Below are 24368 nucleotides of genomic sequence, written 5' to 3' on the forward strand. Positions count from 1 at the left end.
GCCTCCTGGCCCCGCGGCCGGTAACGTTAGTTACACGCCGCGGGGTGGAGCAGTTCGGTAGCTCGCTGGGCTCATAACCCAGAGGTCACAGGTTCAAATCCTGTCCCCGCAACGAAAAGAAAGTCCGGTCCACCTGAGGGTGGGCCGGACTTCTTGCTGTGCAGGGAAGACGTCAGGCGGTAGCGCCCCGACCAGCGCTTGCGTCGGTGCGCTTGGGCCGCCTGCCGCAGTCGCATGGTCGGCCTCGATCATCGCATCGCCGACGGACCCGGAATTGTGCCGGCAGCGCGCTGCGCGTCCTCACCCCGCCCCGTGTGGCTCTGCGCCGCCTGCGCGTCCTCACCCCGCCCTGTGTGGCTCTGCGCCGCCCTCAGGAGTCCGACAGCGCCTTGTACGCGCTGAGAGCGCGTTCCCGGCTCTCCTTGAGGTCCACGACCGGCGCGGGATATCCCGGCGCGGAGCCCTTCCATGGTTCGTGCACGTTCTCGGCGTCCGCAAGCTCCGGAACGAAACGCACCAGGTAGGCGCCCTTCGGGTCGAACTTCTTGCTCTGCAGGACCGGGTTGAAGATGCGGAAGTACGGGCTGGCGTCGGCGCCGGAGCCGGCCACCCACTGCCAACTCGCGGCGTTGCTGGCAGCATCGGCGTCGACGAGGCAGTCCCAGAAGAACTTCTCGCCGACCCGCCAGTCGATCATCAGGTTCTTGATGAGGAAGGATGCCGTCGCCATGCGGACACGGTTGTGCATCCAACCGATCTCCCACAGCTGACGCATTCCGGCATCGATCAGGGGGTACCCCGTACGTCCCTGCTGCCACGCCTCGAGCTCCGCCTGCGTCGAGCTCTCCCAGGTGAAGGCGTCGAATTCGGGGCGGTAGTTCACCGTGGCGAGCTCGGGATTGAAGTACAGCAGCTGCCAGCTGAATTCCCGCCACCCGAGCTCCGATCCGAAGACGCGGATGTCCTCGGCCGTTGAGCTGTCCTTGTGGTCCTGGGCGGCGTGCCAGACCTCGAAGGGGCTGATCTCGCCGAAGCGCAGATGCGGGGAGAGCATGCTCGTGCCGTGGACGGCCGGGAGGTTCCGGCTGTTCTTGTAGCCACGGGCAGCGCCGTCGAGGAAGTCGTCGAGCCGCTCGTGCGCGCCGGCCTCACCGGGGGTCCATGTGTCCCGGAGCCCCTGGGCCCAGTCGGGTCCGGTGGGAAGGAGGCCCCACGCGGGGAGCTGGTCGGAGTCCAGGCCGGGTCCGTCGGGCGATGAGAGCGAATCGGGCGATGCCAGCGGTGTGCGGGGGGTCCTGAAGGTGAGGCAGGCGCGCCAGAAGGGCGTGAAGACCTTGTATGCCTGGCCCGACCCCGAGGTGACCTCCCACGGTTCGTACATCAGGTTCGCCTGGTAGCTCGTGGCGTCGACGCCATCGTCGGTCAGGGACGTCTTGAGGGCTGAGTCGACCGTGCGCTCCGCCAGGCCGTACCGCCGGTTCCACACCACCGCGTGGGCGCCACTGTCCTCCACGAGTCGGCGGATCACGTCACCTGCGGCGCCGCGACGGAGGACCAGCGGGATACCGAGCTGTTCGAGGGAGTCGCCCAGCGCCGAGAGGGAGTGGTGGAGCCACCATCTGGAGGCACCGCCGAGGGGACGAATGCCCTCCGACTCCTCGTCGAGCACGTAGCAGGCGACGACGTCGTCCCCGCTGTCCGCGGCCGCGACCAGCGCGGGATTGTCGGAAATACGGAGATCGTCGCGGAACCACACCAGTGTCACAGCCATGGCCTCAATCTAGACCGTGCCACCGACGCGCCGGACAGGGCGGACGACAGGGGGATCATGGCCACGTGGCCATGATCCCACTGTGCTATGCGGTCGCCACGGCGCTCCTACCGATCAGTAGGTGGTCTCGCCCGTCGTCGACGGCGTCCCGTCGGCTGCACCGCTGCCGGTGCCCTGACCGATCGCCGACTGCGATCCCGAGCCTGACTTCAGTGCCGCCAGGCGTGCCTCGATCTCCGTCTGCTCGCCGAGGTCCTCCAGGCTCTCGAACTGCGCATCCAGGCTCGACGACGTAAGCTCCTGCTGTCCACGGACCTTGGCCTCCTCGCGCCGGATCTTCTCCTCGAAACGGCCTACCTCGCTGGTGGGGTCCATGAAGTCGATGCTCTTCACGGCGTCGTGCACCTGCTGCTGCGCCTGGGCGGTCCGGGCCCGCGCGATGAGCTGGTCGCGCTTGACGGTCAGCTCACCGAGCTTGCCCTTCATCTGGTTGAGGCCGTCCTTGAGCTTGTCGACGATCTCGGTCTGGGACGCGATGGTCGGCTCGGCTCCCTTCGCCTCATTCTCGGCGGCCATCTGGCGCTGGATCGCGACCTTGGCGAGATTGTCGAACTTCTGGGCGTCGGTGGTGTCGCCCGTCCCGCGGTACTCGTCCGCCTTGCGTGAGGCGGCAAGGGCCTTGTTGCCCCAGCTCCGTGCGTTCTCCACGTCCTCGTTGTAGTCGTCCTGCATCATGCGGAGATTGCCGATCGTCTGCGCGACGGCGCTCTCGGCCTCGGCGATGCTGTTGGTGTAGTCACGGACCATCTGGTCGAGCATCTTCTGCGGATCCTCCGCCTGATCAAGCAACGAGTTGATGTTGGCTCGCGTGAGCTGGGCGATCCTGCCGAAAATTGACTGCTTTACCATTGATTTTCCCTTTCGATTCTTCATGATGGTCTATGCCCTGCAGGCGGGGGAGCGGCTAGAAGTCCCCTCCTCCACCGCCGAAGTCGCCGAAACCGCCGCCTCCGCCGTCGAATCCGCCGAAACCTCCTCCACCGAAGCTGCCGCCGCCGCCGTCGAAGCCGCCACCGCCGTCGCCTCCGCCGAAGCCGCCGCCCCCGAATCCTCCTCCACCGAAGCCCCCTCCGTTGAGGAGGGAACCGAGGAGGATGCCGCCGAGCAGCGCGCCGCCCATGCCGTCCCCGCCACGGCCGCCGTGCATACCACCCATGCCCATGCCGCCGCGCCCGAAGCCCTCCACGTCCTGCTCGGCGAGCTGGGCCGCATGGTCGGCGAGGGTGGCGGCCTGCTGGGCGTGGGACAGGGCCGTCACGGGATCGGACCGCTCCAGATCGAGGGCGTGGTCGAGGTTCCGCTCCGCCTCGGCCAGGCGCGTTCGTGCCTCGCTGCCGACGCCGCCGCGTCGGGCCCGGATGTAATCGGCGGTACCGGAGATGCTGGACTGCGCAGCGATGATCGCGTGCTGGAGCGAGTCCTGCGCACGCCGGGCGTTCTCCGCCTGGTCACGGACGCCACCGAGAGCGGCGTCGAGCTGCGCGTGCGCCGCCTCGAGCCGCTGCAGCAGGGCCAGGGGATTGCTCCGCGCGCTCTGGCGCTCCTGCCGCACGGTGGTGACGGCGGACTGCACGGCGGCGATCGGCCCGGCGAGGTCCCGGTACTGCCCCGTCCGGTCCATGGCCTGGGCTTGTGCGAGGTCCTGCTCCGTCTCGGGGAGGGCACGTTCGAGCTCGCGCTCGGCTGCGGCCAGTTCTTCGGACCGCTTGTCGATCGCGTCGAGCAGGACGGTGCTCTGGTGGACGGCCTCCTCGGCGGCACGGACGGCGACGACGGCGCGGCCGGTGTCACCCGCCGCCATGCGCGACTGCGCCTCGGTCGCCGCGCTGTCCACGAAGGAGAGGCGCTCCCGGGCCTGCTCGATGTTGTCCGCCACCTGGCTCGTGGCGGTGTCAAGATAACGCTCCTGCAGCGACCTGAGACTCTGTTCCGCGGCGCTGAAGCGACGGCGGGCCTGCTCTGCGGCGGATTCCGCGCCGGCCAGGGCCTCGGGCGCGTTCCGTTCGAGCTCGCGCAGGGCGTCGAAATCGGCCTTGTGCGCCTGCAGGGAGGAGTTGACGTCCTCACAGCGGCGGATGATCTCGCCGAGCCACTCGCGCTGCTGCTGCTCGGTGTCGGGGATGTGGTCGTCCAGCTGCTGCTGGAGCTTGAAGGATTCGCTCATGTGGCGCTTCGCGGCCGCGATGTCCTGCGAGAAGGTGGTGATCGCCTCGGCGCCGTATTGGGCCTCCGCGAAACCGAGCTCCTGCTCGCTCGACTTGATGGCGTCGTCCGCCGCGACGAGCAGGCTGCCCGCGCGGGTCCGCAGGTCCTCGACGCTCAGTCCGGCCAGGGGATCGACGACCTCACCGCTCGCCGACGGGACCGGCCCGTAGCCGTACTCCTCGCGCTTGCGCTGCGCGCTGTTCCCGCTGCGGTTCTTCAGCAGCAGGTAGCTGCCCGCGCCGGCGACGGCGACGAGCCCGCCCACGAGGACGAGGCCGCCGACGGCTCCGCCACCGGAGGCGGTGCCGGTGCCCGATGACGAACCGCCGGTGCCTCCATCGGTGGTGCCACCCCCGGTGCCGCCCGATCCCGACAGGGCCTCCGCTGTGCCCTGGACTGCAGCGAGGCCGGCTTCGCTCCAGGCGTTCTCGCTCAGTTCGGGGACAATCTCGTTGTCGTAGATGTCCGTTGTCGATGTGTAGACGGCAGACCGCTGCCCTGCGACGAATCCGGCGTCCCTCGCGCCCACGGCTACCGCCAGCACAGCTTCATCCGCCGAATCAGCATTCCGTTCGGCAACTGCCCTCGCCCAGTCACGAGGATCCGACGGATTCTCGAAGGTGTCGACATAGGCGACCCGCACCGTGAAGCCCTCCTGCGAGCGGAGCTCCTCGATCGCGGCCTCCAGGTCGGCCTCTTCGCTGTCCGAGAGGGCACCCGCGGCGTCGACGACGTAGTCGCCCGCGGAGAAGGTGAGCGGCTCGTCGGCGAAAGCCGCCGCGCTCGTGAACAGTGGGACGGCCACGACGGCTCCCACGACAGCAGAGACGCAGATGCGCCTGCTCGACATTCGCATTTTCGACCCTTCAGCACGTCCCCCGGGCCGCACCCGATCCCAGGACTGGGGTCGGCGGATGCCGGAGGCTCCCTGTCCTTCCGATTCTATGGTTGGGGTAGGGGAGCGTCCACCATGACTCCTGCGCCCCTAGCGAAAGCGCGGCGGCCTGCCGCGAAGCACAGACCGGGCGGGTGCCGGCCGGGGAGCAACCGGATCGCCCTCCTGCCGACACCGTCTCCCCGCTGTGCATCCCCTCGTCGTCCACGTCCGCCCGGTACGCACGACGGCCCCACCGTGGACCGTCCGAAGATCGCGCCACCGAAAGCGGAGGATACTGGGTGCGGACGTGCCGGTTCAGGTATCCGGGCAGGCGAGAGGTTCCAGCCACCTCCCAGACACCCCACAGTGAATGTCAGCGTGACGCTCAGCAGCTGTTGCCATGATGTGGTCAACAGCAACGAAAGGACTCCCAGTGAACGAGCAGCCAGGCTCCCAGGGCAACCCGGAACGCCCCCTCCCTCCTCAGCCGCAGACCCCGCCGTCGTGGGGGACGGGCTGGAACCGGGGGGAGAGTTCGAACCATCAGGGCGCAGACGGAGGCGGGGCCGCGCCGGACGCTCGGCCCGAGCCGCAGAACCCGCCGGCGCAAGGAGCAGGGCACACCGACGAGGCCTACCCTGAGACGGCCACGCATCAGGCATCGAACCCGCGCACGGCCCAGCACCCGGCGGCACCGCTTCCCCCGCAGGCAGCCGATCCGCGGCAGCAGGCCTTCCAGCAGGCTCAGGCCGCGCCCCACCCGGCCTACGCGGGCCACCAGCCCTTCTACGGCGAGCAGAGCGGGTACGGCCGGGCCGGTCAGCCCTCGAACGGGCGGGGCACCGTCAAGGAGCGCAAGCGCGTCGGCCTCGCCACGTTCGCCGCGGGCGTCCTCGTCGCGGGGCTCATCGGCGGTGGGGTGGCCACCGCGGGCGTGAATGCGCTGGACGGAGGCACGACGGCGGCAACGAACCAGTCGGCGCCCGAGTCGGTCGTCGTCAACAACACGGATGACGTGAACACCATCACGGGCGCGGCCGTCACCGCGTCTCCGAGTGTCGTCACGATCGCGGTGAGCGGAGGGAGCGCCAGCGGATCCGGATCGGGCATCATCCTCGACACCGACGGGCACATCCTCACCAACACGCACGTCGTGACTCTCGGCGGGCAGGTGTCCGATCCCTCGGTGGAGGTCAAGCTGAACGACGGACGTGTCTTCCCCGCCACGGTGGTCGGCACCGATCCGCTCAGCGACCTCGCCGTCATCAAGGTCGACGCCCCCGACCTGAAGGCAGCGACCCTCGGCAACTCCGACGAACTGAACGTCGGTGACACAGCGATCGCCATCGGTGCTCCGCTCGGACTCAGTGGGACCGTCACCGACGGGATCGTCTCGACGCTCAACCGGACCATCAGCGTGGCGTCCTCCGCGGTTCCTGAGGAGCAGCCCGACAGCAGCGGCTCCGAGGACGGTGAGGGCTTCAACTTCCTGCCGCCGGGCGGGTCCGGTGGTCAGCAGGCCCAGTCCCAGGGTTCCATCTACCTGAACGTCATCCAGACGGACGCCGCCATCAACCAGGGCAACTCGGGCGGCGCGCTGGTCGACGCCGACGGCCGGATCATCGGGGTGAATGTGGCGATCGCCTCGGCGGGATCCGGCGAGTCGACCGGCAACATCGGCGTCGGCTTCTCCATCCCGATCAACTACGCGGACCGGATCGCCCAGGAGATCATCGCCGACGGCGAAGCCACCCACGGGTTCCTCGGTGTCAGTGTCACGGCTGCGGCCGGCGACGGCTCGCAGTCGGACTCGTCCTTCTCGTCGGGCGCGCTCGTCGAGTCGGTCGAGCCGGGATCCCCGGCGGAGGGTGCCTCCCTCGAGGTCGGCGACGTCATCACGAAGGTCGGCACCTTCACGATCTCCGATCCCCAGTCGCTCACCGCGGCCGTCCGGATCCAGACCGTCGGCCAGCAGGTACCGGTCGAGATCATCCGCGGGGGTGAGAGCCGCACCATCGAGGTCACGCTCGCGCAGGCTCCCACGCCCTGACCCGACTCCGGGGCGGTTCGGCCGACGCCCGACCGTCGTCCGAACCGGTCGGTGGTCCCGCTGCACGCCGCTGACGGCTTCCTGCAGCACCCCAGGAGCACCGAGAACAGAAGGCGGACCCGGATCAGGGTCCGCCTTCTGTTCGTCGGACCGGTGCGGGCGCAGTGCCGACGGCGGATCCGGCCCGCGCCCGGGCGCAGGCGTCACCGCGCTGTGGTTAGCTAGGCGGTGGGAAGATCCCCGAACGAGGAAGGTCATCAATGGACGAGGCCCCAGCAAACGGACTGCACATCGCGGTCCTCGTGAAGCATGTTCCCGACGCCCAGTTCGACCGGCACATCAGCGGTGACGACCTGACGACGGTCCGTTCGGAGAGCATCCTGTCGGAGCTCGACGAGTACGCCCTCGAGGCGGCGCTCGAGCTGGTCGAGACGCACGGGGGACCAGCATCCGGCCATCGCGTCACCGCGATCACGATGGGGCCGGCAGGCGCCGTCGCCGCTGTCAAGAAGTCCCTCCAGATCGGCGCCGACGACGGCGTGCACCTGACCGACGAAGCCCTCGGCGGCTCCGATGCCTCCGCCACCTCGAAGGCCCTCGCAGCCCTCCTGCGACACGTCGGCCCCTTCGACCTGATCCTCACCGGCATGGCCTCCACGGACGGGGAGACCTCCCTCGTGCCGGCGCAGCTCGCGGAGCGCCTCGCCCTGCCCCAGGTCACCTTCGCCGCCTCACTCGACCTCACTCCCGGCGAAGACGGCTGGAAGCTGGCGGCACGTCGCGACAACGACACCTTCGCAGAGACGATCGAGGCCCCGCTTCCCGCCCTGGTCTCGGTGACGGATCAGATCAACGATCCCCGCTACCCCAACTTCAAGGGCATCATGGCGGCCAAGAAGAAGCAGATCCAGGTCCTGTCCCTGACCGATATCGGCCTCGAGCCGGACGAGGTCGGGCTCGAGGGATCGTGGACCAGGGTCGAGGCCGCCGCGCCGCGGCCGCCGCGCACCCAGGGTGTCCTGATCACGGACGAGGGCGACGCCGGCATCCGGCTCGTCGATTTCCTCGCCGGCCAGAAGCTCCTCTAGTCCGATGCTCGCCTTCCTTCCCGGAGTCCGCCCATGACCACAGTCCTCGTCTTCCTCGACCACGCCGGAGCGAGCCTCGCCAAGAGCGAGCGCGAGCTCCTCTCCCTCGGTGCCACGCTGGGCGACGCCGTCGTCGCCCTCGCGGGGGAGGCCGAGCAGGCCTATCTCGACGGCATCGGCTCCTACGGGGTCGGGGAGGTCTACCGCCCGGACTCCGCCGAGGCGTCCGACGTCCTCGTCGCGGGCAAGGCCGTCTTCCTCACGGAGGCGGTCCGCGCCTCGGGCGCGGAGATCCTGCTGCTCGGGAACTCCTACGAGATGAAGGAGATCGCCGCGCGGGTGGGCGTCCGGCTCGAGTCCGGCGTCATCACGGACGTCGTCGCCCTCGCAGGGGACCTGACGGCGACCAAGGTCGATTTCGCCGGGTCCTATTCCGTCGACTGCCGGGTGACCACCGGGATCGCCGTGCTCACCATCAAGCCCAACAGCGTCGAGGCGACCGAGGCCGGGCTCCCGTCCCCGCCCCGCGAGGTGCGGATCCCCGTCGAGGTCCCCGAGGCGGTCGCCAGGATCACCGGGCGGACGGACAAGCCGGTGAGCGGGCGTCCCGAACTCGCGGAAGCCCGTGTGATCGTCGCCGGCGGGCGGGGGGTGGACGGGAACTTCGGTCCGCTGGAGGACCTCGCCGACGCCCTCGGCGGTGCGGTCGGTGCGTCGCGCGCAGCGACCGATGCCGGGTGGATCGAGCACTCTGCACAGATCGGGCAGACGGGCAAGACCGTGTCCCCGCAGCTCTACATCTCCGCCGGCATCTCCGGGGCGATCCAGCAGAAGGCCGGGATGCAGACCTCGAAGGTCATCGTCGCGATCAACAAGGATGCGGATTCTCCCGTGTTCGAGATCGCGGACTTCGGGATCGTGGGCGACCTCTTCACCGTCCTGCCCCAGGCCACCGAGGAAATCCGGAAGCGCGGGCTGTAGGGCATGACCGAGGACGTGCAGCCCGCCGCGCCTCGCCGGGTCCTGGTGTTCGCCGCCCATCCCGACGACATCGACTTCGGCGCCTCGGCGACGATCGCGTCGTGGACGGCCGGTGGCGCATCGGTCGAGTACTGCGTCCTGACGGACGGTGACGCCGGCGGGTTCAGCGACGAGGACCGCCCGGGCATCGCCGCACTCCGGCGGGAGGAGCAGCGTGCCGCGGCGGCACTCGTGGGCGTGCAGGAGGTGACCTTCCTCGGCGAGCCGGACGGCTACCTCGAACCCACGGATGCCGTCATCCGGGAGATCGTCCGGCGCATGCGCGAGGTCCGCCCGGACGTGGTGCTCTCCATGCACCCGGAGCGGAGCTGGGACAGGATCCAGAAGAGCCACCCCGACCATCTGGCATGCGGCGAGGCGGTGACGCGGGCCGTCTACCCGGCCGTCGAGAATCCCTTCGCCTACCCGGAACTGGAGGCCGCCGGGCTGCACAGCTACCGCGTGCCCTGGCTGTGGTTCTACGGGTCGCCGACCCACCACGAGAACCGCTTCGTCGACGTCACGGGCAGGGAGGACCAGAAGGTCGCGGCGATCACCGCGCACCGGAGCCAGCACCCGGACGTGGACCGGATGCAGACCCGGGTCCGTGCCTTCCTCCAGGACAATGCGCGGCGGGGCGGCCTGCCCGAGGGCAGCAGTGCCGAGGCCTTCCACGTGGTCGGCGTCAACACCGATGAGACCATCGCCGGCTTCTAGTCCGTTCGGTCAGGAACTCACCACCGGTCGTTCCTCCCGAGCGATCCGGTTCTCCTTCGTCACGAGCGGGCTGGCTGCCCCCTGCAGGCAGGGTGGAGAGACTCTGCGCAGGATGAAAAGAGCCCCGCCGGTGATCCGGCGGGGCTCTGTCAATTGTTCGGCGTGCTGTCAGCGGCCGTGGTCACGCTCCGAGCGGGATCTGGGCGACGATGGGGAGCGTCGGTACCTCCGAGCCGCCCTCCGGCTCGACCGTGATGGCCAGGGCACTGAAGCCGCTGATGTCGGACACCTCGGTCACCTTGCCTCCCGCGACATCCTCCCCGGTCATGGTGCTGACCGAGACCGGGGCCGTGCCATCGGCGGGGACACGCCACATCTGGTAGACGAAGCCGTCGGCAGGAGCGGGGACCCCGGTCAGCGTGACGACGGCGGCGTCCTGCTCGCCGGAGACTGCGAGTTCGGCAGTGCCTCCGGACTGGAGCGTGAGCTCCTCCGTGCGGACGTCGGAGGCCTGCAGTACCTGCTGCTCGAGGCTCGTCTGCTGCAGGTTCTGGGCGATGGTCACGCCACCCACGGCCAGGACCACCGCTGCTGCGGCGGCGACGGCCCAGCGGGCTGCCCGGGAGGACATCAACGCCTTGGCAGCCCTGCGGCCGGCCAGTTCGTCGGGGACGCCGGTAATGTCGGAGCCCTGGGGTGCGGTGGACCGGGAGGGCCCGCCGCTGGCCGTGGCGGTGGTCGGGGCGTCGGAGCCGTCGGTGCGGGCGCCGGGGAGCTGCGCCACGATCCGCTCGAAGAGGTCTGCGGGAGGGTCGATCTGATCCGTGGCGTAGGCGGAGGCGACCGTCTCGCGGCACGTGCGGACACGGTCTGCGAAGGTAGCGGCTACGGCCGGATCGACGTCCGCCAGGAACGCTTCGATGACCCGGCGTTCCTCGGCGCTGATGGCATCGAGCGCGTAGAGTTCCGCCCACTCGAGCACGTGGCCACGGGCCAGGTCGGTGTCGAGGTCATCTGCAAATTGTCTGTTCATATCCTTGTCCTGCATCTCAGTTCACCCCCAAGCATGTCTTGAGTCGGAGTAATCCATCCCGGATTCTTGATTTGATGGTCGGCACCGCGACGCCGAGTTTCTCGGCCACCTCGCGATAGGTGAGCCCACCGTAGTAGGCCATCTTCACTGATTCCTGCTGCGTCGCGGTGAGCGTGTCCAGACACCTCACCACGCTCTCGGCCTCGAGGCGCTGCGTGACGGTGTCAACGACGTCGTCATGATCGATGGTCTGCGTCGCCGCCCCGTAGCGGGCCTCGCGGTCCGTGGCACTCTGCTCCGAGCGCACCTTGTCCACGGCCCGCCGATGGGCCAGCGTCATCAGCCAGGCCATCGGACTGCCGAGCGCCGGGTTGAAGCGATTCGCGGTGTTCCAGACCTGGAGGTAGACCTCCTGGGTCGCGTCCTCGCTCAGCTCCGGATCGATGAGGACCCGCCGGGCGAGTCCGTAGACCCGCTTCGACGTCTGCTCGTAGAACAGGGCGAAGGCCGTGCGGTCCTGCTGCGCGGTCCGCAACAGCAGATCGGTGAGGGTGGGACCGGCGCTGGGATCAACGGCCACCTCGTCCGCTGCGGGTGAGATGGGACTGACCCGGCTTACTCGTGGCGTTTCCATAGGGCTCCAGCATAAAGCGCCGGATCCCTCAAACCGAACAGCATCGGGAGGGTCGTGCTGCGGGGGACGAACGCGTCCCTGCTGCAATAGCACCATCCATTCCTCCGATCGGTTCGGGGCTCTGCCCCGTCACCCATCATTCGCAGCAGGTGCAGCGCCGGATGGCTCGGTGGTGCAGCTACTGCTCGGGCCGGGAGGCGACGGCGATGAGTGAGTCGGCGTTCAGGACGAAGTCGTCACCGAGCCGGTCCATGAAGGTGTCGCGGACCCGGGCGAGGGCCTCGGCATCATCCGGGAGAAGTCCGCGGTAGCCGCTGCCGAGGGCCAGCGACCAGGCGTAGTCGGCTTCGAGGGGGACGGCCAGGCCCAGCTTCTCGACCGTGATGTCGGTGAGGCCGCGCGCGGCCAGCCACGCCCGCAGGAGATCCGCGGAGGCGAGGCGCCGGCAGTTCTCGACGAAGACGGGGGCAGCGCGAGGGTCGGAGTCCTCCCCATCCGTCCCCTCGGGTCCTCGGCGTTCCGTGTCGACACCACGCAGGACCTCCAGCAGCAGCTCGCCGAAGGGCTCGAGGGCGCCTTCGTCCCAGGCGCTCATGGCCACCCGGCCGCCGGGACGCAGCAGCTGCACGATCCGGTCCATGCCGGCGTCCATGTCGTCGAGGAGGAAGATCCCGTAGCAGCTGATGACGGCGTCGTACTGCTCTTCCGGGACCCAGTCGGCAGGCTCGACGCGGTGGAACGAGACGTTGCCGAGTCCGAGCGCCTCGGTCTTCGCCGTCGCGAGGTCGAGCATGGCCGCGGAGCGGTCGATCGCGTCCACCCGGCCGGCGGGACCCGCCAGCTGTGCGGCGGGCACCGTTCCGCTGCCCGTACCGGCGAACAGATCGAGGACCCGCTCGCCCACGAGGATGTCGGCCGCGGCGACGACGGCATTGCTCACCGGGTTCCACACGGCGGGCGCGAGGCGGTCGAAGTCCTCCGCGCCGCCGTCGGGCAGGGTTGCGGCATGGCGAACGGGCATGGGGGCTCCTAGGCGGGGTTCATCGCTGGGCACCTGCGAAGTCCTGCTGGCGCCAGGCTTCGTAGAGCACGATGGATGCGGTGTTGGCGAGGTTGAGCGATCGGCGCGAGGGGAGCATGGGGACCCGGACGCGGGCGGTGACGCGAGCGTCCTCCTTGACCTCGGACGGGAGTCCGTCGGACTCCCGTCCGAACATGAGGACGTCCGAGGGCTCGTAGGCGATGTCCGTGTAGGAGACGTCGCCGTCGGAGGTGTACGCGAAGACCCGTCGGGGCTGCAGCGCGGTCCATGCCGCCTCGAGGTCACGGTGCACGTGCAGCACCGTGAGGTCGTGGTAGTCCAGGCCGGCGCGCTTCAGTTTGGAGTCCTCGAGGCTGAAGCCCAGGGGTTCGACGAGGTGCAGCTCCGCGCCGGCAACGGCGGCGAGTCGAATGGCGGCTCCCGTGTTGCCGGGGATTTCAGGAGTGTGGAAGAGGATGCGGAACACGATCCCATCCTAACTTTCCGCGCCGGCGAGCAGACGCGCGAGGACCGGCAGCTGCACCACGCTCGGTGACGGCCCGGAGGCGAGGAAGGAACGGATGGTCCGGACCGCGGTGCCGGCGTTGACCACCTGGACGAGGCCTGGCGCCGACCGGTCGAATCCCGGGGGGACGTCGATCACCGGGGCGAAGGGGTTGTCGGGAGCGCCGTGGATGAGTACCCACCCGGTCACATTGCACTCGGGGAACAACTCCTGCACGGTCCGCACACTCGCACCCATGCGGTAGTCGACCGGGCGGCCCTGCTGCCGGAGGACACGTCCGTCCCAGGAGAACGTGCCCGGGGGAGCGGTGAAGGAGTCGATGACCGCCATGCGGTAGCCGGCCAGCAGCACATGCCCGGCCTCGGTGTCGTCCCGGTCGTCGAACTCGAGCCCGTTGACGAGCCGCGCCGCCGGGTAGGTGGGCAGCAGTGCGCGCTCGAGCAGGGCGGCCGTCCGCAGTTCCCCGTCGATGCGCGCCCGGACCCCCGCGTTGAGCCTGCCGAACATGCCCGGTTGCCGGGGCGCACCGTGCAGCTGCTTCCCTGCAAGGATGAGCGGTACGGCAGGTGGGGACGACGGCGAGAAGGGCGGCAGGTACGTGGCCGGAGCTCTGGCTGCTTCTTCGTCCTCGAGCCGCGTGCGGCCGGGCTGCGGCGACCGGGCTGCGTCCGGGCGGCCGGCTGCGGCTCCGGGGGCGGGCGGGGCTGCGGGCCGGCGTCGACCCGTCTCGGCGTCGTACCGTTCGCGTCGGAGCGGATCTCCGAGTGTCTCGTAGGCCACGGTGACGTCGTGGAACCGTGCCGCGCTCCCGCCGAGATCCGGATGGGCTGCCCGGGCCGCGCGGCGGTAGGCCTCCTTGATGGCCTTCGCGTCGGCTTCGGGAGGCACGCCGAGGACATCGTAGTAGGACGTCCGTGCTGCCTCTGCCATCGATGGCCCTTCCAGGGGATGTTCGCGTCGACCGTTCAGGTGTCCGCGGTGGTCCGGTGGCGCCCCGCTGAGCCGTCCGGTACCACCCGAGACTAGAGGCCCGCCGGTGGCCGCACAAAAATCCGGGCGGAACGGCTGCCCGTACCGACCCTGGTACAACGGCGCAGCCCGTCGGTAAGTTCTCGGGAGTGACGGGACCCACCCGGCCGCGGACGCAGCGCACCGACGGTCAGGCGCCCCGCCGGTACAGCGTGTAGAGGGCGGACTCCTCCGTGAGGAGGGAGGCGAGATGCATCGGGACGGCGTCCTCCGGACTGTCGCCGGTCGAGATGCGCGGCCCCTCGCCGCCGACGAGGAGCGGACTGATGGACAGGGCCAGCTCGTCCACGGTGTGCGAGCGGATGAAATCTCCCAGCACGGCGGGTCCGCCCTCGCACAGGACCCTCAGCAGTCCACGCCGGCCGAGCTCGGCGAGGACCGCGGACGTCTCGACGGTCCCGGTACCGCAGTCGACGACGTCAGCCACGGCCGACAGGGCGGCCCGCTTGCCGGCGTCGGCGGTGCCTGCCGTGAGGATGACCGGGCGCACGGGCGCCTTCGTGAAGAAGCCGCTCTCCGGGTCGAGGTCCAGGCTGCCGGAGATCACCGCGATGGCCGGGTGCGCGGCGAGCCCGCGCTGTGCTCGCCAGGCGCGCGCGTCGTCGTCGACGAGTTTCCCCTCGTAGCCCTCGGCGCGGATGGTGCCCGCGCCGACGAGGACGACGTCGGCGAGCCGGCGCAGTACCGTGAAGATCCGCTGGTCGCCGTCATTGCCGAGGCCGGCGGAGAAGCCGCCGCTCGTCGCCGCGCCGTCGGCCGCCGCCACGAAGTTGAAGCGGACGTAGGGCCGGTCCACGGCGGGGTAGGCGTAGATGCGGTGGAGTGCCTCGTCGTCGATGCCGGCGGAGGTGCCGGTCGAGGTGCCGGTCGAGGTGCCGGTCGAGGTGCCGGTCGGGGGGAGGAGGGACGTGATCATGAGGCCGCCGGTTCGTTGTAGTCGCCCATGTTGTGGCGGAGGTACAGGGGTTCGCGCCAGCCGAGGACTGCCTCGGTCAGATCGATCGCCGCGCGGGATGCCGCGACGTTGTGCATGCGGAGCACCCTGGCACCGCCGAGGATGCAGATCACGGCCGCCGCGAGCGACCCCTCCACCCGCTCGCGCTTCGGGCGGTCGAGCGTCTCGCCGATGAAGTCCTTGTTGGAGACGGCGGCGAGCGTCGGGAAGCCAAGGCCGGCGATCTCCGCGAACCGTCGTGTGATCTCCAGCGAGTGCACCGTGTTCTTGTTGAGGTCGTGTCCGGGGTCGATGAGGATGCGGTCCTCGCGGATGCCGAGCCGGACGGCGTCGTCGACCCTGCGGAGAAGGAAGTCCGCGACCTCGCGGACGACGTCGTCGTAGGTGGGGCGCGGGTAGACCGTGCGGGGAGCCGCGAGGCTGTGCGTGATGACGAGGTGCGCGCCGGCGTCGGCGACGACGGCGGCCATGTCCGGGTCCCGCAGGCCGGTGGTGTCGTTGACGACGTTCGCGCCGGCCGCGAGCGCCTGGCGCGCCACCTCGGGGAGGAACGTGTCCGCGGAGATGATCACGTCCGAGACCGCGCGCACGGCACTGATGACCGGGACGATCCGATCGGCTTCCTCGGCGGCGGGGACGGGATCGCCGGGGGAGAACGGCGCGCCGCCGATGTCCACCCAGTCCGCGCCGTCGTCCACGGCCTTCAGGGAGGCATCCACCGCGGCCTGGAGCGCGAAGGTCGCCCCGCCGTCGTAGAAGGAGTCCGGGGTCCGGTTGACGACGGCCATCAGGGCGACCTTGCGGTCGAAGTCGACGGTGCGCGTGCCGAAGGTGTGCACCGCGTGCCGCAAGCCGGGCAGGTAGGTGCCGGGCGAGGAAGGAGCCGCTGCGTGACTGTCCACCCTGCATTCATACCACTGCACCCTGCGCGTCCCGCTGCACGTCCGGGGTGGTACCGCCCGCGGTGACCGACGCCACCGGAATGGGCTGCGCGGCGTGGCGCCCGTAGAATCGGAGCATGCCCGTGTATGTCGATCACGCGGCGACCACGCCCATCTCGGCGCCGGCGCTCGCCGCACTCACCTTCGAACTCAGCCGCAGCGGCAACCCCTCCTCGCTGCACGGCTCGGGTCGTCGCGCCCGCCGGTCGGTCGAGGAATCCCGCGAGACGCTCGCTGCTGCTGCCGGGGCGCACGCCTCGGAGGTCGTCTTCACCTCGGGCGGCACCGAGGCGGACAACCTCGCCATCAAGGGCCTCTACTGGGCGCGGAGGTCCGCCGATGCCGCGCGCACCCGCATCCTCTGCAGTGCCGTGGAACACCACGCCGTGCAGGACACGGTCGAGTGGCTCGAGCGGCACGAGGGGGCCGAGGTCGTGTGGCTGCCCGTCGACGCCGCTGGTGTCGTCTCGCTCGACGCCCTCAGAGCCTCGCTCGCGGACGCGCCGGAGCGTACTGCCCTCGTCACGGTCATGTGGGCCAACAACGAGGTCGGGACGGTGCAGCCCGTCGAGGCCGTCGTCGCCGAAGCCGCCCGGCACGGCATCCCGGTCCACAGCGACGCGGTCCAGGCCTTCGGCTCCCTGCCCGTCTCCTTCGCCGCCTCCGGACTCGCCACCATGGCCGTCAGCGCACACAAGATCGGCGGACCGGTGGGGGTCGGCGCGCTCCTCGTCCGCCGTGACGTCACCCTGACGCCCGTGCAGCACGGCGGCGGACAGGAGCGGGACATCCGGTCGGGCACGCTCGACGGTGCGGGTATCGCGGCCTTCGCGGCCGCCGCGGACGACGCCGTCGCGCATCTGCCCGTCGAGGCGCTGCGGCTCGCGCGGCTCAGGGACCGCCTGATCGAGGGCATCGCGCGCCAGGTGCCCGACGCCGTCCTGCGCGGGATACCGCACCCCGCGCCCGAGGGCGCACGCCTGCCCGGCAACGTCCACTTCACCTTCCCCGGCTGCGAAGGGGATTCGCTCCTGTTCCTCCTCGACCTGGTGGGCATCGAGTCATCGACCGGCTCGGCCTGCACCGCCGGCGTCCCGCGTCCCTCGCACGTCCTCCTCGCCATGGGCCTGAGCGAGGACGAAGCCCGCGGCGCGCAGCGTTTCAGCCTCGGGCATACATCCACGGACGACGACGTTGACGCCGTGGTGGAGGCCATCGGCGAAGCCTACGGGCGTGCCCGTACGGCGGGCATGGCAGGACACGCATCGACCATCCAGACGGCAGGGACGGGTTTTTCGGCATGAGGGTACTGGCAGCGATGAGCGGCGGCGTCGATTCCGCGGTGGCGGCGGCACGGGCGGTCGAGGCGGGACACGACGTCGTCGGCGTCCACCTCGCGCTCTCCCGGATGCCCGGGACGCTCCGGACCGGCAGCCGGGGCTGCTGCACCATCGAGGACTCGAGGGATGCCTGGCGCGCCTGCGACATCCTCGGGATCCCCTACTACGTCTGGGACTTCTCCGAGCGGTTCAAGGCGGACGTCGTGGACGACTTCGTGGCAGAGTACGCCGCCGGGCGCACCCCGAACCCCTGCATGCGCTGCAACGAGCGCATCAAGTTCGCCGCACTCCTCGAGAAGGCCCTGGCCCTGGGGTTCGACGCCGTCTGCACCGGCCACTACGCCCGGGTCGTCGAGGACGCCGACGGCAACCCGGAGCTGCACCGAGCCGCCGACTGGGCGAAGGACCAGTCCTACGTGCTCGGGGTCCTGACGCACGAGCAGCTCCGGCACTCGATGTTCCCGCTCGCCGAGACGCCGTCCAAGGCCGAGGTCCGCGCCGAGGCCGAGCGCAGGGGACTTTCGGTGGCGAACAAGCCCGACAGCCACGACATCTGCTTCATCCCGGACGGCGACACGCGCGGCTGGCTCGAGGAGCGGATCGAGATGACCGAAGGGGACATCCTCGACGTCGACGGTCAGCGGCTCGGAAGCCACCCCGGCGCCAATGCGTTCACGGTCGGTCAGCGTCGCGGCCTCAAGCTCGGCACGCCCGCCGCGGACGGCAAGCCCCGCTTCGTCCTCGAGATCCGGCCCAAGCAGAACGAGGTCGTCGTCGGTCCCGAGCACCTGCTCGCGATCGACGAGATGACCGGCATCAAGGTGTCCTGGGCCGGCCTCCCGATCGGCGAGGTCGCCACGGGCGAGGAGTTCGACTGCATGGCGCAGGTGCGCGCCCACGGCGATCCCGTCGCCGCCCGGGCACGCGTCCACGCAGGCGAGGGTGCCCCGACGCTCGTGGTCCGGCTGGTCGAGCCCATGCGCGGCGTCGCCCCGGGCCAGACCGTGGTGCTCTACCAGGGCACGCGTGTCCTCGGGCAGGCGACCATCGATGCCGCGCGCTCCGCGCTCCGACCGGACCTCGCGGCGGCCGAGGGCTAGTCGCAGTTCACAGACCCCCTCCAGGGTCTGCTTGACTGGAGTCATGACGCATCCCCGCAGTGGTTTCGACCCGTCTGCCAGCTCGCTCGCAGGGGGCGTCGCCCCCGAGGTGATGGCCGAACTGCTCTCCGTGAGGAGCTCGATCGACAACATCGACGCGACGCTCGTCTATCTGCTGGCCGAACGCTTCAAGGCGACGCAGCGCGTGGGCCACCTCAAGGCCGAGCACGATCTGCCCGCCGGGGACCCGCAGCGCGAGGCCGCGCAGATCGCCCGGCTCCGGATGCTCGCCGAGGAGGCGCAGCTGGACCCCGCGTTCGCCGAGAAGTTCCTGAACTTCATCATCTCCGAGGTCATCCGGCACCATCAGGCCATCTCGGAGAACCGCCGTCCGGACGCGACCGGTGGGCCCCGTGCCTGAGACCGGGTCCGCGACCGTCGGGGCGACGGCGGCGGGGGACTGGCCCGGGACCGACCCCCTCGAGGCCGACCGCGCGGTGCGCGGCGAGCTCGGCGGTGCGAACCTCCCTTTCCTCCCGGCCCTGCCCGCGCGCGGACCCGGGAGTGACGACGTCGGCCGCACCCTGGGGATGCTCGTCGAGCTGCCGTTCGACCTGCAGCCGCACGGGTGGCGCCTCGTCCAGCGCCCTGGCGCCGACCAGCGCCGCGCCGAATCCGCCCTGTCCTCCGACCTGAACGCGCTCGGCGACGTCGCGGGCGCCGAGGACCGTCCTGCTGCCGCACTGAAGCTGCACCTGCACGGTCCGCTGTCGCTGGCCGCCGGCCTGCACCTGCACAGCGGCGAACGCGTCCTGATCGACCACGGAGCCCGGCGGGAGCTCTATGCATCGTTGGCCGCGGGCGCGGCAGACGTCGTCCGGCGCGTGTCCTCCGTGGCGCGCGGCGCGGACCTCGTCATCCAGTTCGACGAACCCGACGCGGACAGGATCCTCAGCGGCCGGGTGCCGACCGCCAGCGGCTACCGTACCCTCCGCGCGATCGACCGGCGCGAGGCGACGGAAGCCTGGGGCCTCGTGGCGTCGTCGGTCCTGGCCGCAGGAGCGGCCGGTACCGTGCTCGCCCCCGGCACCACGGACACCGCGCTGGAAGCGGCCCGGGAGGTCGACGGCACGGCGCTGGCCCTGCAGCTGCCCGCCATCTCCGACCGCCAGTGGGAGGCGCTCGCCGAGGGCGTCGAGGCAGGCCGGGCGCTCTGGTTGGCGATCCTCGATCCGCGGGCCGGTACTCCACAGGTCAGCGCGCTCGTGGAGCCGGTCCTCGCCGCCTGGCGTCGCGTCGGACTCCCGCCGCGGGCTCTCTCGGCCGTGACGGTCACGACGCCGTCGGGCCTCGCGATGCGATCGCCCGCGGATGCGGTGCGGGCCCTGACGCGACTGGCCCAGGCCGCGGACGCCCTCGACCAGGTACGCGCGGAGGGCTGACGGCGGCGACCGTCAGACGCGCTGTTCCCAGCGGCTCGGCTGCGCGGCGGCGGGCAGGGCGCCGTCGAACGGATGGGTGGCGTACTCGAACACCCCCGCATACACGAGCAGGGTGCCCAGTTGCCGGTGGATGACATTCGTCGTGATGCGGAAGGCGCCGAGGTCGTCGTCCCACCACTGCTCCACGTAGGCGAGTGCGCCGAGGACGTCGGGCAGGGGGAGCCGGAGCCCCGCGAACACGCGCGTCTGCGAGGAGACCATGCGCATCCGGCCCTGCTCCGAGGCGGTGCAGGTCAGGAGCGTGGCCATCCGGCGGTGCCGTCCCACGTAGTCCGTGAGGATGCCGTCCTGCAGCGAGGTGGTGTCCTCGAAGACCCGCACCGCGGTGCCGAAGTCCAGTTCGCGGCGCGCCGTGAGTGCCGGGCGTCCGAACGGATCGGTGTGCGGGTAGTTGTCGATCGTGAACGGGACGTCGGTGTTGTACTCCGGGAAGAACGCGTTCTCGAGCGCCGTCAGCCGGAAGGCAGGCCGCGCGAACCACGCCGGGGAACCGGCGACGTCGAACACGCCCCGCCCGTGGCCGGCGAGGCCGCTGCCGGCATGCAGGCCGAAATACTCGCGCAGCTCGGGCTGGAGGCGTCCGAACCCGGTGCCCATCGCCTGCTGGTAGATCGAGGTCATGCTGCCCACTTCCGTCGCTCGGACAACCAGTCAACCATGCTGCTCGCCGTGAACCCGCCGTGCGTGCGCAGCCGGGGCTGCGCGGGACCTCGGTCCCACGTCCGAACGCGTCCTCCAGGAGGTCGCGTACCGCACGCGGAGAGCGAGGCATACCCCGGGCGATCCGACGGCCAGGGAAGCCCGTCACAGCCGGCCGGCGGCCTTGAGCCGGATGTACGCGTCGGCCAGCTGCGGCGGCAGCTCGGACGGCACGGCGTCCACGACCTCCGCGCCCAGCAACCGGATCTGCTGCGCCACGGCGGCGCGGTCGAGCAGGGCGCGCTCGGCGGCGGCCGCACGGAACGTCGCCGCCGCCGTCGTCCGGTCGCCCCGCATCTCCTCGAGCCGCGGGTCGCGGACCGACGCCACCAGGACCACATGGCGTTCGGTGAGGCCGGGCAGGGCCGGCAGCAGGCCCTCCTCCACCGCGCCCGCGTCGAGGGACGTCAGCAGGACCACGAGCGAACGGTGCGCCGACGCCGCGCGCACCTGCGCCGGGACCCGGGACCAGTCCGCCTCGATCAGCTCCGCCTCCAGGGGCGCCATCGCCGTCACGAGGGAGCTGAGGAGGTTGCCCTTCGCGGTCGAGTCGACGCGCGCGCGCAGCCGGCGGTCGAACGCCAGGAAGTGCACCTTGTCACCGCCCCGCTCGGCGAGCACGGACAGCAGCAGTGCCGCCTCGATCCCGGTGTCCAGCCGGGGTTCGTCCAGCACCCGCGCAGCGGACGTGCGCGAGGTGTCCAGCACGACGACGACGCGACGGTCCCGCTCCGGGCGCCACGTCCGCACGACCGTGTCGCGTCGGCGTGCGGTGGCGCGCCAGTCGATCGAACGGACGTCGTCGCCCCGCACGTAGTCCCGCAGGGAGTCGAACTCCGTCCCGGCACCCCGGATCTGCACGGCGGACTGCCCGTCGAGCTCCCGCAGCCGGCGCAGCTTCGAGGGCAGGTGGCGCTTGGAGTTGAACGGGGGCAGGACCCGCAGGACGCCGGGAGCGGGGACGGCCAGCTGGCGTGCCGCCATCCCCAGCGGGCCGGAACTGCGGATGGTGACGGTGCCGACCCGCAGGATCCCGCGCCTGGACGGCTGCAGGAGCACGGACATCCGCCGTGATTCGCCCGGCGGTATCACGACGCGCTGCTCCGGATCGCGTGCGCCGGCAGACGGTTGCCAGGCCTCCCGCACGGTGGCACGAAGCCTCCGCGCCGTGTCGTTGCGCAGCACGAGCGCGCTGGTGCACTCCTCGCCGAGCCGCACGCTGTCCGGCAGGGTCCGGACGATGCCCACGCGCCTCGGCGACGCGGCGAGCGCTGCATCCACCGCCGCGAGGACGGCGAGCAGGGTGGCCCACAGCAGGATCGGCGTCGCGCCCGGGAACAGGATGACGGGCACGACGCCGAGCAGCGCCAGCAGGACGAAGCGGCCGGTGATGACCACGGTGAACTCCTCTCGGGCCCCGCACGGTCCGTGCGGCGGCCCTTCGGGTGGGTCGGTCTACCGGGGGACGGGGACGGTACCGAGGATGCTGCCGAGGACGTGGTCGACCTCCACCCCGTCCATCTGCGCCTCCGGCCGGAGGGCCACGCGGTGCCGCAGCGCGGGCAGGGTGAGGGCCTTGACGTCGTCGGGCGTCACGAAGGTCCGGCCCGAGAGCCAGGCCCAGGCGCGCGAGGTGTTGAGCAGGGCGGTGGCACCGCGCGGTGACACGCCCCACTGGAACGACGGCGAGCTGCGCGTGGCACGGACGAGGTCCACGATGTAGGCGAGGACCTCGGGAGCGATCGACACGGCGTCCACCGCGGCCCGGGCGCGGTCGACGTCACCGGCATCCGCGACGGCACGGATCCCGGCGGCACCGAGGTTGCGGGGGTCGAAGCCGACGCTGTGCCGGCGGATCACCTCGATCTCGTCCTCCCGGCCGGGCAGCGGCAGCGTGAGCTTGAGCAGGAACCGGTCCAGCTGCGCCTCCGGCAGCGGATAGGTGCCCTCGTACTCGACCGGGTTCTGGGTGGCAGCGACGATGAACGGCGTCGGCAGTGCCCGGGAGACGCCGTCGACCGATACCTGGCGCTCCTCCATGGCCTCCAGGAGTGAGGCCTGGGTCTTGGGCGGCGTCCGGTTGATCTCGTCGGCGAGCAGGATGTTCGTGAAGACGGGGCCCTCGCGGAACGTGAACTCCGAGGTCGCGGACTCGTAGATGAGCGATCCGGTGATGTCACCCGGCATGAGGTCCGGGGTGAACTGGACCCGCTTCGTGTCCAGGTCGAGGGCAGTTGCGAGCGTCCGCACGAGCAGGGTCTTGGCGACGCCGGGAACACCCTCGAGCAGGACGTGGCCGTCGGCGAGGAGGCCGATCAGCAGACCGGTCACGGCGGCGTCCTGTCCGACGATGGACTTGCCCACCTCGCTGCGGACCCGGAGCAGCGCCGCGCGCGCGGACCGGCTGTCCTCGGTCTCGCCGCCCTGGGCGACGTCCGGGCGGTCGGCCACGCGGGTCGCCGGGTGGGACCCTCCGGAGCCGGCTGTCGGATAGTTCCGAGACGCGTCCTGCCCGCCGGGTGTGTCGGTCATGATGACGTGATCTCCTTCTCGAGGTCGAGGATCTCCTGTGCCCAGTGCACGAGGTCGCGGTGCGAGGTCGGGGTGTGGTGGAGCAGTCGCTGTTCCAGCTCGACCCGGGGCCGGCCCGTGTGGCGGGCCGCTGCGTCCACCACCTCCAGCGGTGACGCCGAGCGGTCGACGCGCAGTCGACGGGCCATGCGGGCCAGCGTCGCGGCGCGGAGGTTCCGGGCCGCATGGTCCACCGAGCGTGCGTCCTGATAGAGGCGCGCACGTCCCTCCGCTGTCTCCGCCGCGCGGACGACGACGGGGAGCGGTTCGGCGGCGAGCGGACCGAGGCGCCTGCCGCGCCAGAGCATCGCCAGTACCGCACAGGCGAGAAGCCAGAGCAGCAGGGGATTCACCCACGGCGGGAGGAGGGTCAGCGGATCGATGCCCTCACCGACCGAGACGATGTCCGCCCCGGTGGGTTCGTACCAGACCAGTGTCGGGGAGGATCCGAGGGCGCGCAGCGCCAGCGCGGCGTGGCCCTCCTCGGTGATCGAGGCGTTGGACAGGAGCTCCGGCGCGCCGAGTACGGAGACCCGCCCGCTGCTGCCGGTGACGTACAGGCCACCGGTCCTGGCATCGTCCTGGTCGGTGTCCTGGTCGGTGTCGCCTCCCGCCGGTCCGTCCGCAGCGGCCGGGAGTTCGACGGCGAAGCATTCCGTGCTGCCCGCGTAGGCCGTCCCCGCTACGGTGATGCGGCCCGCCGCCGTCGCGTCCGGGTCGGCGCACTGCGCCGCCACGGTCGGGGCGTCCCCGGCGAGACCGACGGGTGCCGGTCCGACGACGGCGAACCCGTCCGCCAGTTCCGACAGCTGGCGGTCGCCTGGCGCGGCCAGGACGGCGCGATCGGAGGCGGATGCCAGCTCGGCCACCTGATCCGCACTGAGGTACTGCCGTGGATCGTTCAGGAACAGGGTTGCGGGACCGGCCGACAGCGCGTCGAGAGCGTCCTCGGACGACGTCGCCCGAACGACGTCGATGCCCTCGGCGGACAGGACCTCGGTGACGGCCATGGCACCTGCGGGGCCGGGATTCCCGGGGGACAGGGGGCGGTCGTCCTCCTCCGGGCCGGGGATGAGATTGACGAGGAGGACGAGCGCCAGGACGAGGGCGCCGACGAGCAGGGGGAGAACCCGGCGGGCGCGGGTGCGCGCCGTGCGCAGGGCGCTGCCTCCGTCGCCCATGATCTCGCCGTCCGGGCCGGGAGCCGTCCGCCGTCCGGGTGGCACGGT

General features: G+C 70.9%; 22 protein-coding genes and 1 tRNA gene. 9 read left to right on the forward strand and 14 right to left on the reverse strand.

All coding sequences use genetic code 11. From position 1 onward, the window contains the following. Positions 1-38 precede the first annotated feature (38 nt). Positions 39-112 (forward strand) — tRNA-Met (locus ASF21_RS07340). Between the two features lie 258 nt (positions 113-370). On the opposite strand, the gene ASF21_RS07345 is transcribed toward ASF21_RS07340, so the two are convergent. The 3 genes from ASF21_RS07345 to ASF21_RS07355 all read right to left on the reverse strand — a co-directional run bounded on the left by ASF21_RS07345 (position 371) and on the right by ASF21_RS07355 (position 4841). Then, entirely contained in the window at positions 371-1771 is a 1401-nt protein-coding gene (locus ASF21_RS07345) for a cryptochrome/photolyase family protein (protein WP_055768651.1), read from the reverse strand. A 114-nt stretch (positions 1772-1885) separates the two neighbouring features. Beyond that, complete coding sequence (locus tag ASF21_RS07350) at positions 1886-2680, reverse strand: PspA/IM30 family protein (RefSeq protein WP_055768655.1); 795 nt, start codon at positions 2678-2680, stop codon at positions 1886-1888. A gap of 55 nt (positions 2681-2735) precedes the next feature. Continuing rightward, positions 2736-4841, reverse strand: a complete 2106-nt coding sequence (locus tag ASF21_RS07355) for a TPM domain-containing protein (protein WP_321166888.1) — start codon at positions 4839-4841, stop codon at positions 2736-2738. Between the two features lie 505 nt (positions 4842-5346). Here ASF21_RS07355 and ASF21_RS07360 point away from each other — a divergent pair. The 4 genes from ASF21_RS07360 to ASF21_RS07375 all read left to right on the forward strand — a co-directional run bounded on the left by ASF21_RS07360 (position 5347) and on the right by ASF21_RS07375 (position 9788). After that, on the forward strand, positions 5347-6963 hold the full coding sequence (locus ASF21_RS07360; protein WP_055768664.1) for a S1C family serine protease: 1617 nt from the start codon (positions 5347-5349) through the stop codon (positions 6961-6963). A 260-nt stretch (positions 6964-7223) separates the two neighbouring features. Then, a complete protein-coding gene (locus ASF21_RS07365) occupies positions 7224-8051 on the forward strand; it encodes an electron transfer flavoprotein subunit beta/FixA family protein (protein WP_200914781.1) in 828 nt (275 codons plus the stop codon). A gap of 33 nt (positions 8052-8084) precedes the next feature. Next, the gene (locus tag ASF21_RS07370; protein WP_055768666.1) at positions 8085-9032 is read left to right on the forward strand and encodes an electron transfer flavoprotein subunit alpha/FixB family protein; all 948 of its coding nucleotides are present in this window, start codon (positions 8085-8087) and stop codon (positions 9030-9032) included. A 3-nt stretch (positions 9033-9035) separates the two neighbouring features. Then, positions 9036-9788: a PIG-L deacetylase family protein gene (locus ASF21_RS07375; protein WP_055768668.1), complete on the forward strand. Its 753-nt coding sequence runs from the start codon at positions 9036-9038 to the stop codon at positions 9786-9788. Positions 9789-9969: 181 nt separating this feature from the next. Here ASF21_RS07375 and ASF21_RS07380 read toward each other — a convergent pair whose 3' ends face one another. The 7 genes from ASF21_RS07380 to folP all read right to left on the reverse strand — a co-directional run bounded on the left by ASF21_RS07380 (position 9970) and on the right by folP (position 15888). Then, on the reverse strand, positions 9970-10821 hold the full coding sequence (locus ASF21_RS07380) for an anti-sigma factor (protein WP_162237518.1): 852 nt from the start codon (positions 10819-10821) through the stop codon (positions 9970-9972). 16 nt (positions 10822-10837) lie between these two features. Further along, positions 10838-11455 carry an ECF RNA polymerase sigma factor SigK gene (gene sigK, locus ASF21_RS07385; RefSeq protein WP_082471304.1) on the reverse strand — a complete coding sequence of 206 codons (618 nt, stop codon included), beginning with the start codon at positions 11453-11455 and terminating at the stop codon, positions 10838-10840. 178 nt (positions 11456-11633) lie between these two features. Beyond that, a complete protein-coding gene (locus ASF21_RS07390) occupies positions 11634-12476 on the reverse strand; it encodes a class I SAM-dependent methyltransferase (protein WP_055768672.1) in 843 nt (280 codons plus the stop codon). A 19-nt stretch (positions 12477-12495) separates the two neighbouring features. Continuing rightward, on the reverse strand, positions 12496-12963 hold the full coding sequence (locus ASF21_RS07395) for a tRNA (cytidine(34)-2'-O)-methyltransferase (protein WP_055768674.1): 468 nt from the start codon (positions 12961-12963) through the stop codon (positions 12496-12498). Between the two features lie 9 nt (positions 12964-12972). After that, positions 12973-13932: a J domain-containing protein gene (locus ASF21_RS07400; RefSeq protein WP_055768676.1), complete on the reverse strand. Its 960-nt coding sequence runs from the start codon at positions 13930-13932 to the stop codon at positions 12973-12975. A gap of 229 nt (positions 13933-14161) precedes the next feature. Beyond that, positions 14162-14947, reverse strand: a complete 786-nt coding sequence (locus ASF21_RS07405; RefSeq protein WP_055768678.1) for a pyrimidine reductase family protein — start codon at positions 14945-14947, stop codon at positions 14162-14164. Further along, positions 14944-15888, reverse strand: coding sequence for a dihydropteroate synthase (gene folP, locus ASF21_RS07410; RefSeq protein ID WP_235498680.1), 945 nt, complete (start codon positions 15886-15888; stop codon positions 14944-14946). The genes ASF21_RS07405 and folP overlap by 4 nt, the downstream gene beginning before the upstream one ends. A 116-nt stretch (positions 15889-16004) precedes the next feature. On the opposite strand from folP, the gene ASF21_RS07415 reads away from it, so the two are divergent. Genes ASF21_RS07415 through ASF21_RS07430 form a run of 4 tightly spaced genes read left to right on the forward strand, consistent with a single transcriptional unit; the run spans position 16005 to position 19809 of the window. Continuing rightward, positions 16005-17231: a cysteine desulfurase family protein gene (locus tag ASF21_RS07415; RefSeq protein WP_055768681.1), complete on the forward strand. Its 1227-nt coding sequence runs from the start codon at positions 16005-16007 to the stop codon at positions 17229-17231. Beyond that, complete coding sequence (gene mnmA / locus ASF21_RS07420) at positions 17228-18367, forward strand: tRNA 2-thiouridine(34) synthase MnmA (RefSeq protein ID WP_055768685.1); 1140 nt, start codon at positions 17228-17230, stop codon at positions 18365-18367. The genes ASF21_RS07415 and mnmA overlap by 4 nt, the downstream gene beginning before the upstream one ends. 43 nt (positions 18368-18410) lie before the next feature. Further along, positions 18411-18788: a chorismate mutase gene (locus ASF21_RS07425; RefSeq protein ID WP_055768688.1), complete on the forward strand. Its 378-nt coding sequence runs from the start codon at positions 18411-18413 to the stop codon at positions 18786-18788. Continuing rightward, a complete protein-coding gene (locus ASF21_RS07430; protein WP_055769347.1) occupies positions 18781-19809 on the forward strand; it encodes a hypothetical protein in 1029 nt (342 codons plus the stop codon). Before ASF21_RS07425 ends, ASF21_RS07430 begins: the two co-directional genes overlap by 8 nt. A 12-nt stretch (positions 19810-19821) precedes the next feature. On the opposite strand, the gene ASF21_RS07435 is transcribed toward ASF21_RS07430, so the two are convergent. From ASF21_RS07435 to ASF21_RS07450, 4 genes are all read right to left on the reverse strand, one after another. Then, positions 19822-20490 (reverse strand): DUF4166 domain-containing protein, encoded by a 669-nt coding sequence (locus ASF21_RS07435; RefSeq protein ID WP_055768691.1) that lies wholly within the window; start codon positions 20488-20490, stop codon positions 19822-19824. 183 nt (positions 20491-20673) lie between these two features. Then, positions 20674-21966: a DUF58 domain-containing protein gene (locus ASF21_RS07440; protein ID WP_055768692.1), complete on the reverse strand. Its 1293-nt coding sequence runs from the start codon at positions 21964-21966 to the stop codon at positions 20674-20676. Between the two features lie 57 nt (positions 21967-22023). Beyond that, on the reverse strand, positions 22024-23100 hold the full coding sequence (locus ASF21_RS07445) for an AAA family ATPase (RefSeq protein WP_082471305.1): 1077 nt from the start codon (positions 23098-23100) through the stop codon (positions 22024-22026). Next, entirely contained in the window at positions 23097-24365 is a 1269-nt protein-coding gene (locus ASF21_RS07450) for a DUF4350 domain-containing protein (protein WP_157365766.1), read from the reverse strand. The genes ASF21_RS07445 and ASF21_RS07450 overlap by 4 nt, the downstream gene beginning before the upstream one ends. Between the last annotated feature and the right edge of the window lie 3 nt (positions 24366-24368).

Source organism: Arthrobacter sp. Leaf234 (assembly GCF_001422665.1).
Lineage (GTDB): Bacteria > Actinomycetota > Actinomycetes > Actinomycetales > Micrococcaceae > Arthrobacter_D.

Bases quoted from the DNA above. Each gene is read 5' to 3' on its own strand.
- ASF21_RS07345 (WP_055768651.1), bottom strand. From the start codon at position 1,771: ATGGCTGTGACACTGGTGTGGTTCCGCGACGATCTCCGTATTTCCGAC.
- ASF21_RS07350 (WP_055768655.1), bottom strand. From the start codon at position 2,680: ATGGTAAAGCAGTCAATTTTCGGCAGGATCGCCCAGCTCACGCGAGCC.
- ASF21_RS07365 (WP_200914781.1), top strand. From the start codon at position 7,224: ATGGACGAGGCCCCAGCAAACGGACTGCACATCGCGGTCCTCGTGAAG.
- ASF21_RS07370 (WP_055768666.1), top strand. From the start codon at position 8,085: ATGACCACAGTCCTCGTCTTCCTCGACCACGCCGGAGCGAGCCTCGCC.
- ASF21_RS07375 (WP_055768668.1), top strand. From the start codon at position 9,036: ATGACCGAGGACGTGCAGCCCGCCGCGCCTCGCCGGGTCCTGGTGTTC.
- ASF21_RS07380 (WP_162237518.1), bottom strand. From the start codon at position 10,821: ATGAACAGACAATTTGCAGATGACCTCGACACCGACCTGGCCCGTGGC.
- sigK (WP_082471304.1), bottom strand. From the start codon at position 11,455: ATGGAAACGCCACGAGTAAGCCGGGTCAGTCCCATCTCACCCGCAGCG.
- ASF21_RS07390 (WP_055768672.1), bottom strand. From the start codon at position 12,476: ATGCCCGTTCGCCATGCCGCAACCCTGCCCGACGGCGGCGCGGAGGAC.
- ASF21_RS07400 (WP_055768676.1), bottom strand. From the start codon at position 13,932: ATGGCAGAGGCAGCACGGACGTCCTACTACGATGTCCTCGGCGTGCCT.
- ASF21_RS07405 (WP_055768678.1), bottom strand. From the start codon at position 14,947: ATGATCACGTCCCTCCTCCCCCCGACCGGCACCTCGACCGGCACCTCG.
- ASF21_RS07415 (WP_055768681.1), top strand. From the start codon at position 16,005: ATGCCCGTGTATGTCGATCACGCGGCGACCACGCCCATCTCGGCGCCG.
- mnmA (WP_055768685.1), top strand. From the start codon at position 17,228: ATGAGGGTACTGGCAGCGATGAGCGGCGGCGTCGATTCCGCGGTGGCG.
- ASF21_RS07425 (WP_055768688.1), top strand. From the start codon at position 18,411: ATGACGCATCCCCGCAGTGGTTTCGACCCGTCTGCCAGCTCGCTCGCA.
- ASF21_RS07435 (WP_055768691.1), bottom strand. From the start codon at position 20,490: ATGACCTCGATCTACCAGCAGGCGATGGGCACCGGGTTCGGACGCCTC.
- ASF21_RS07445 (WP_082471305.1), bottom strand. From the start codon at position 23,100: ATGACCGACACACCCGGCGGGCAGGACGCGTCTCGGAACTATCCGACA.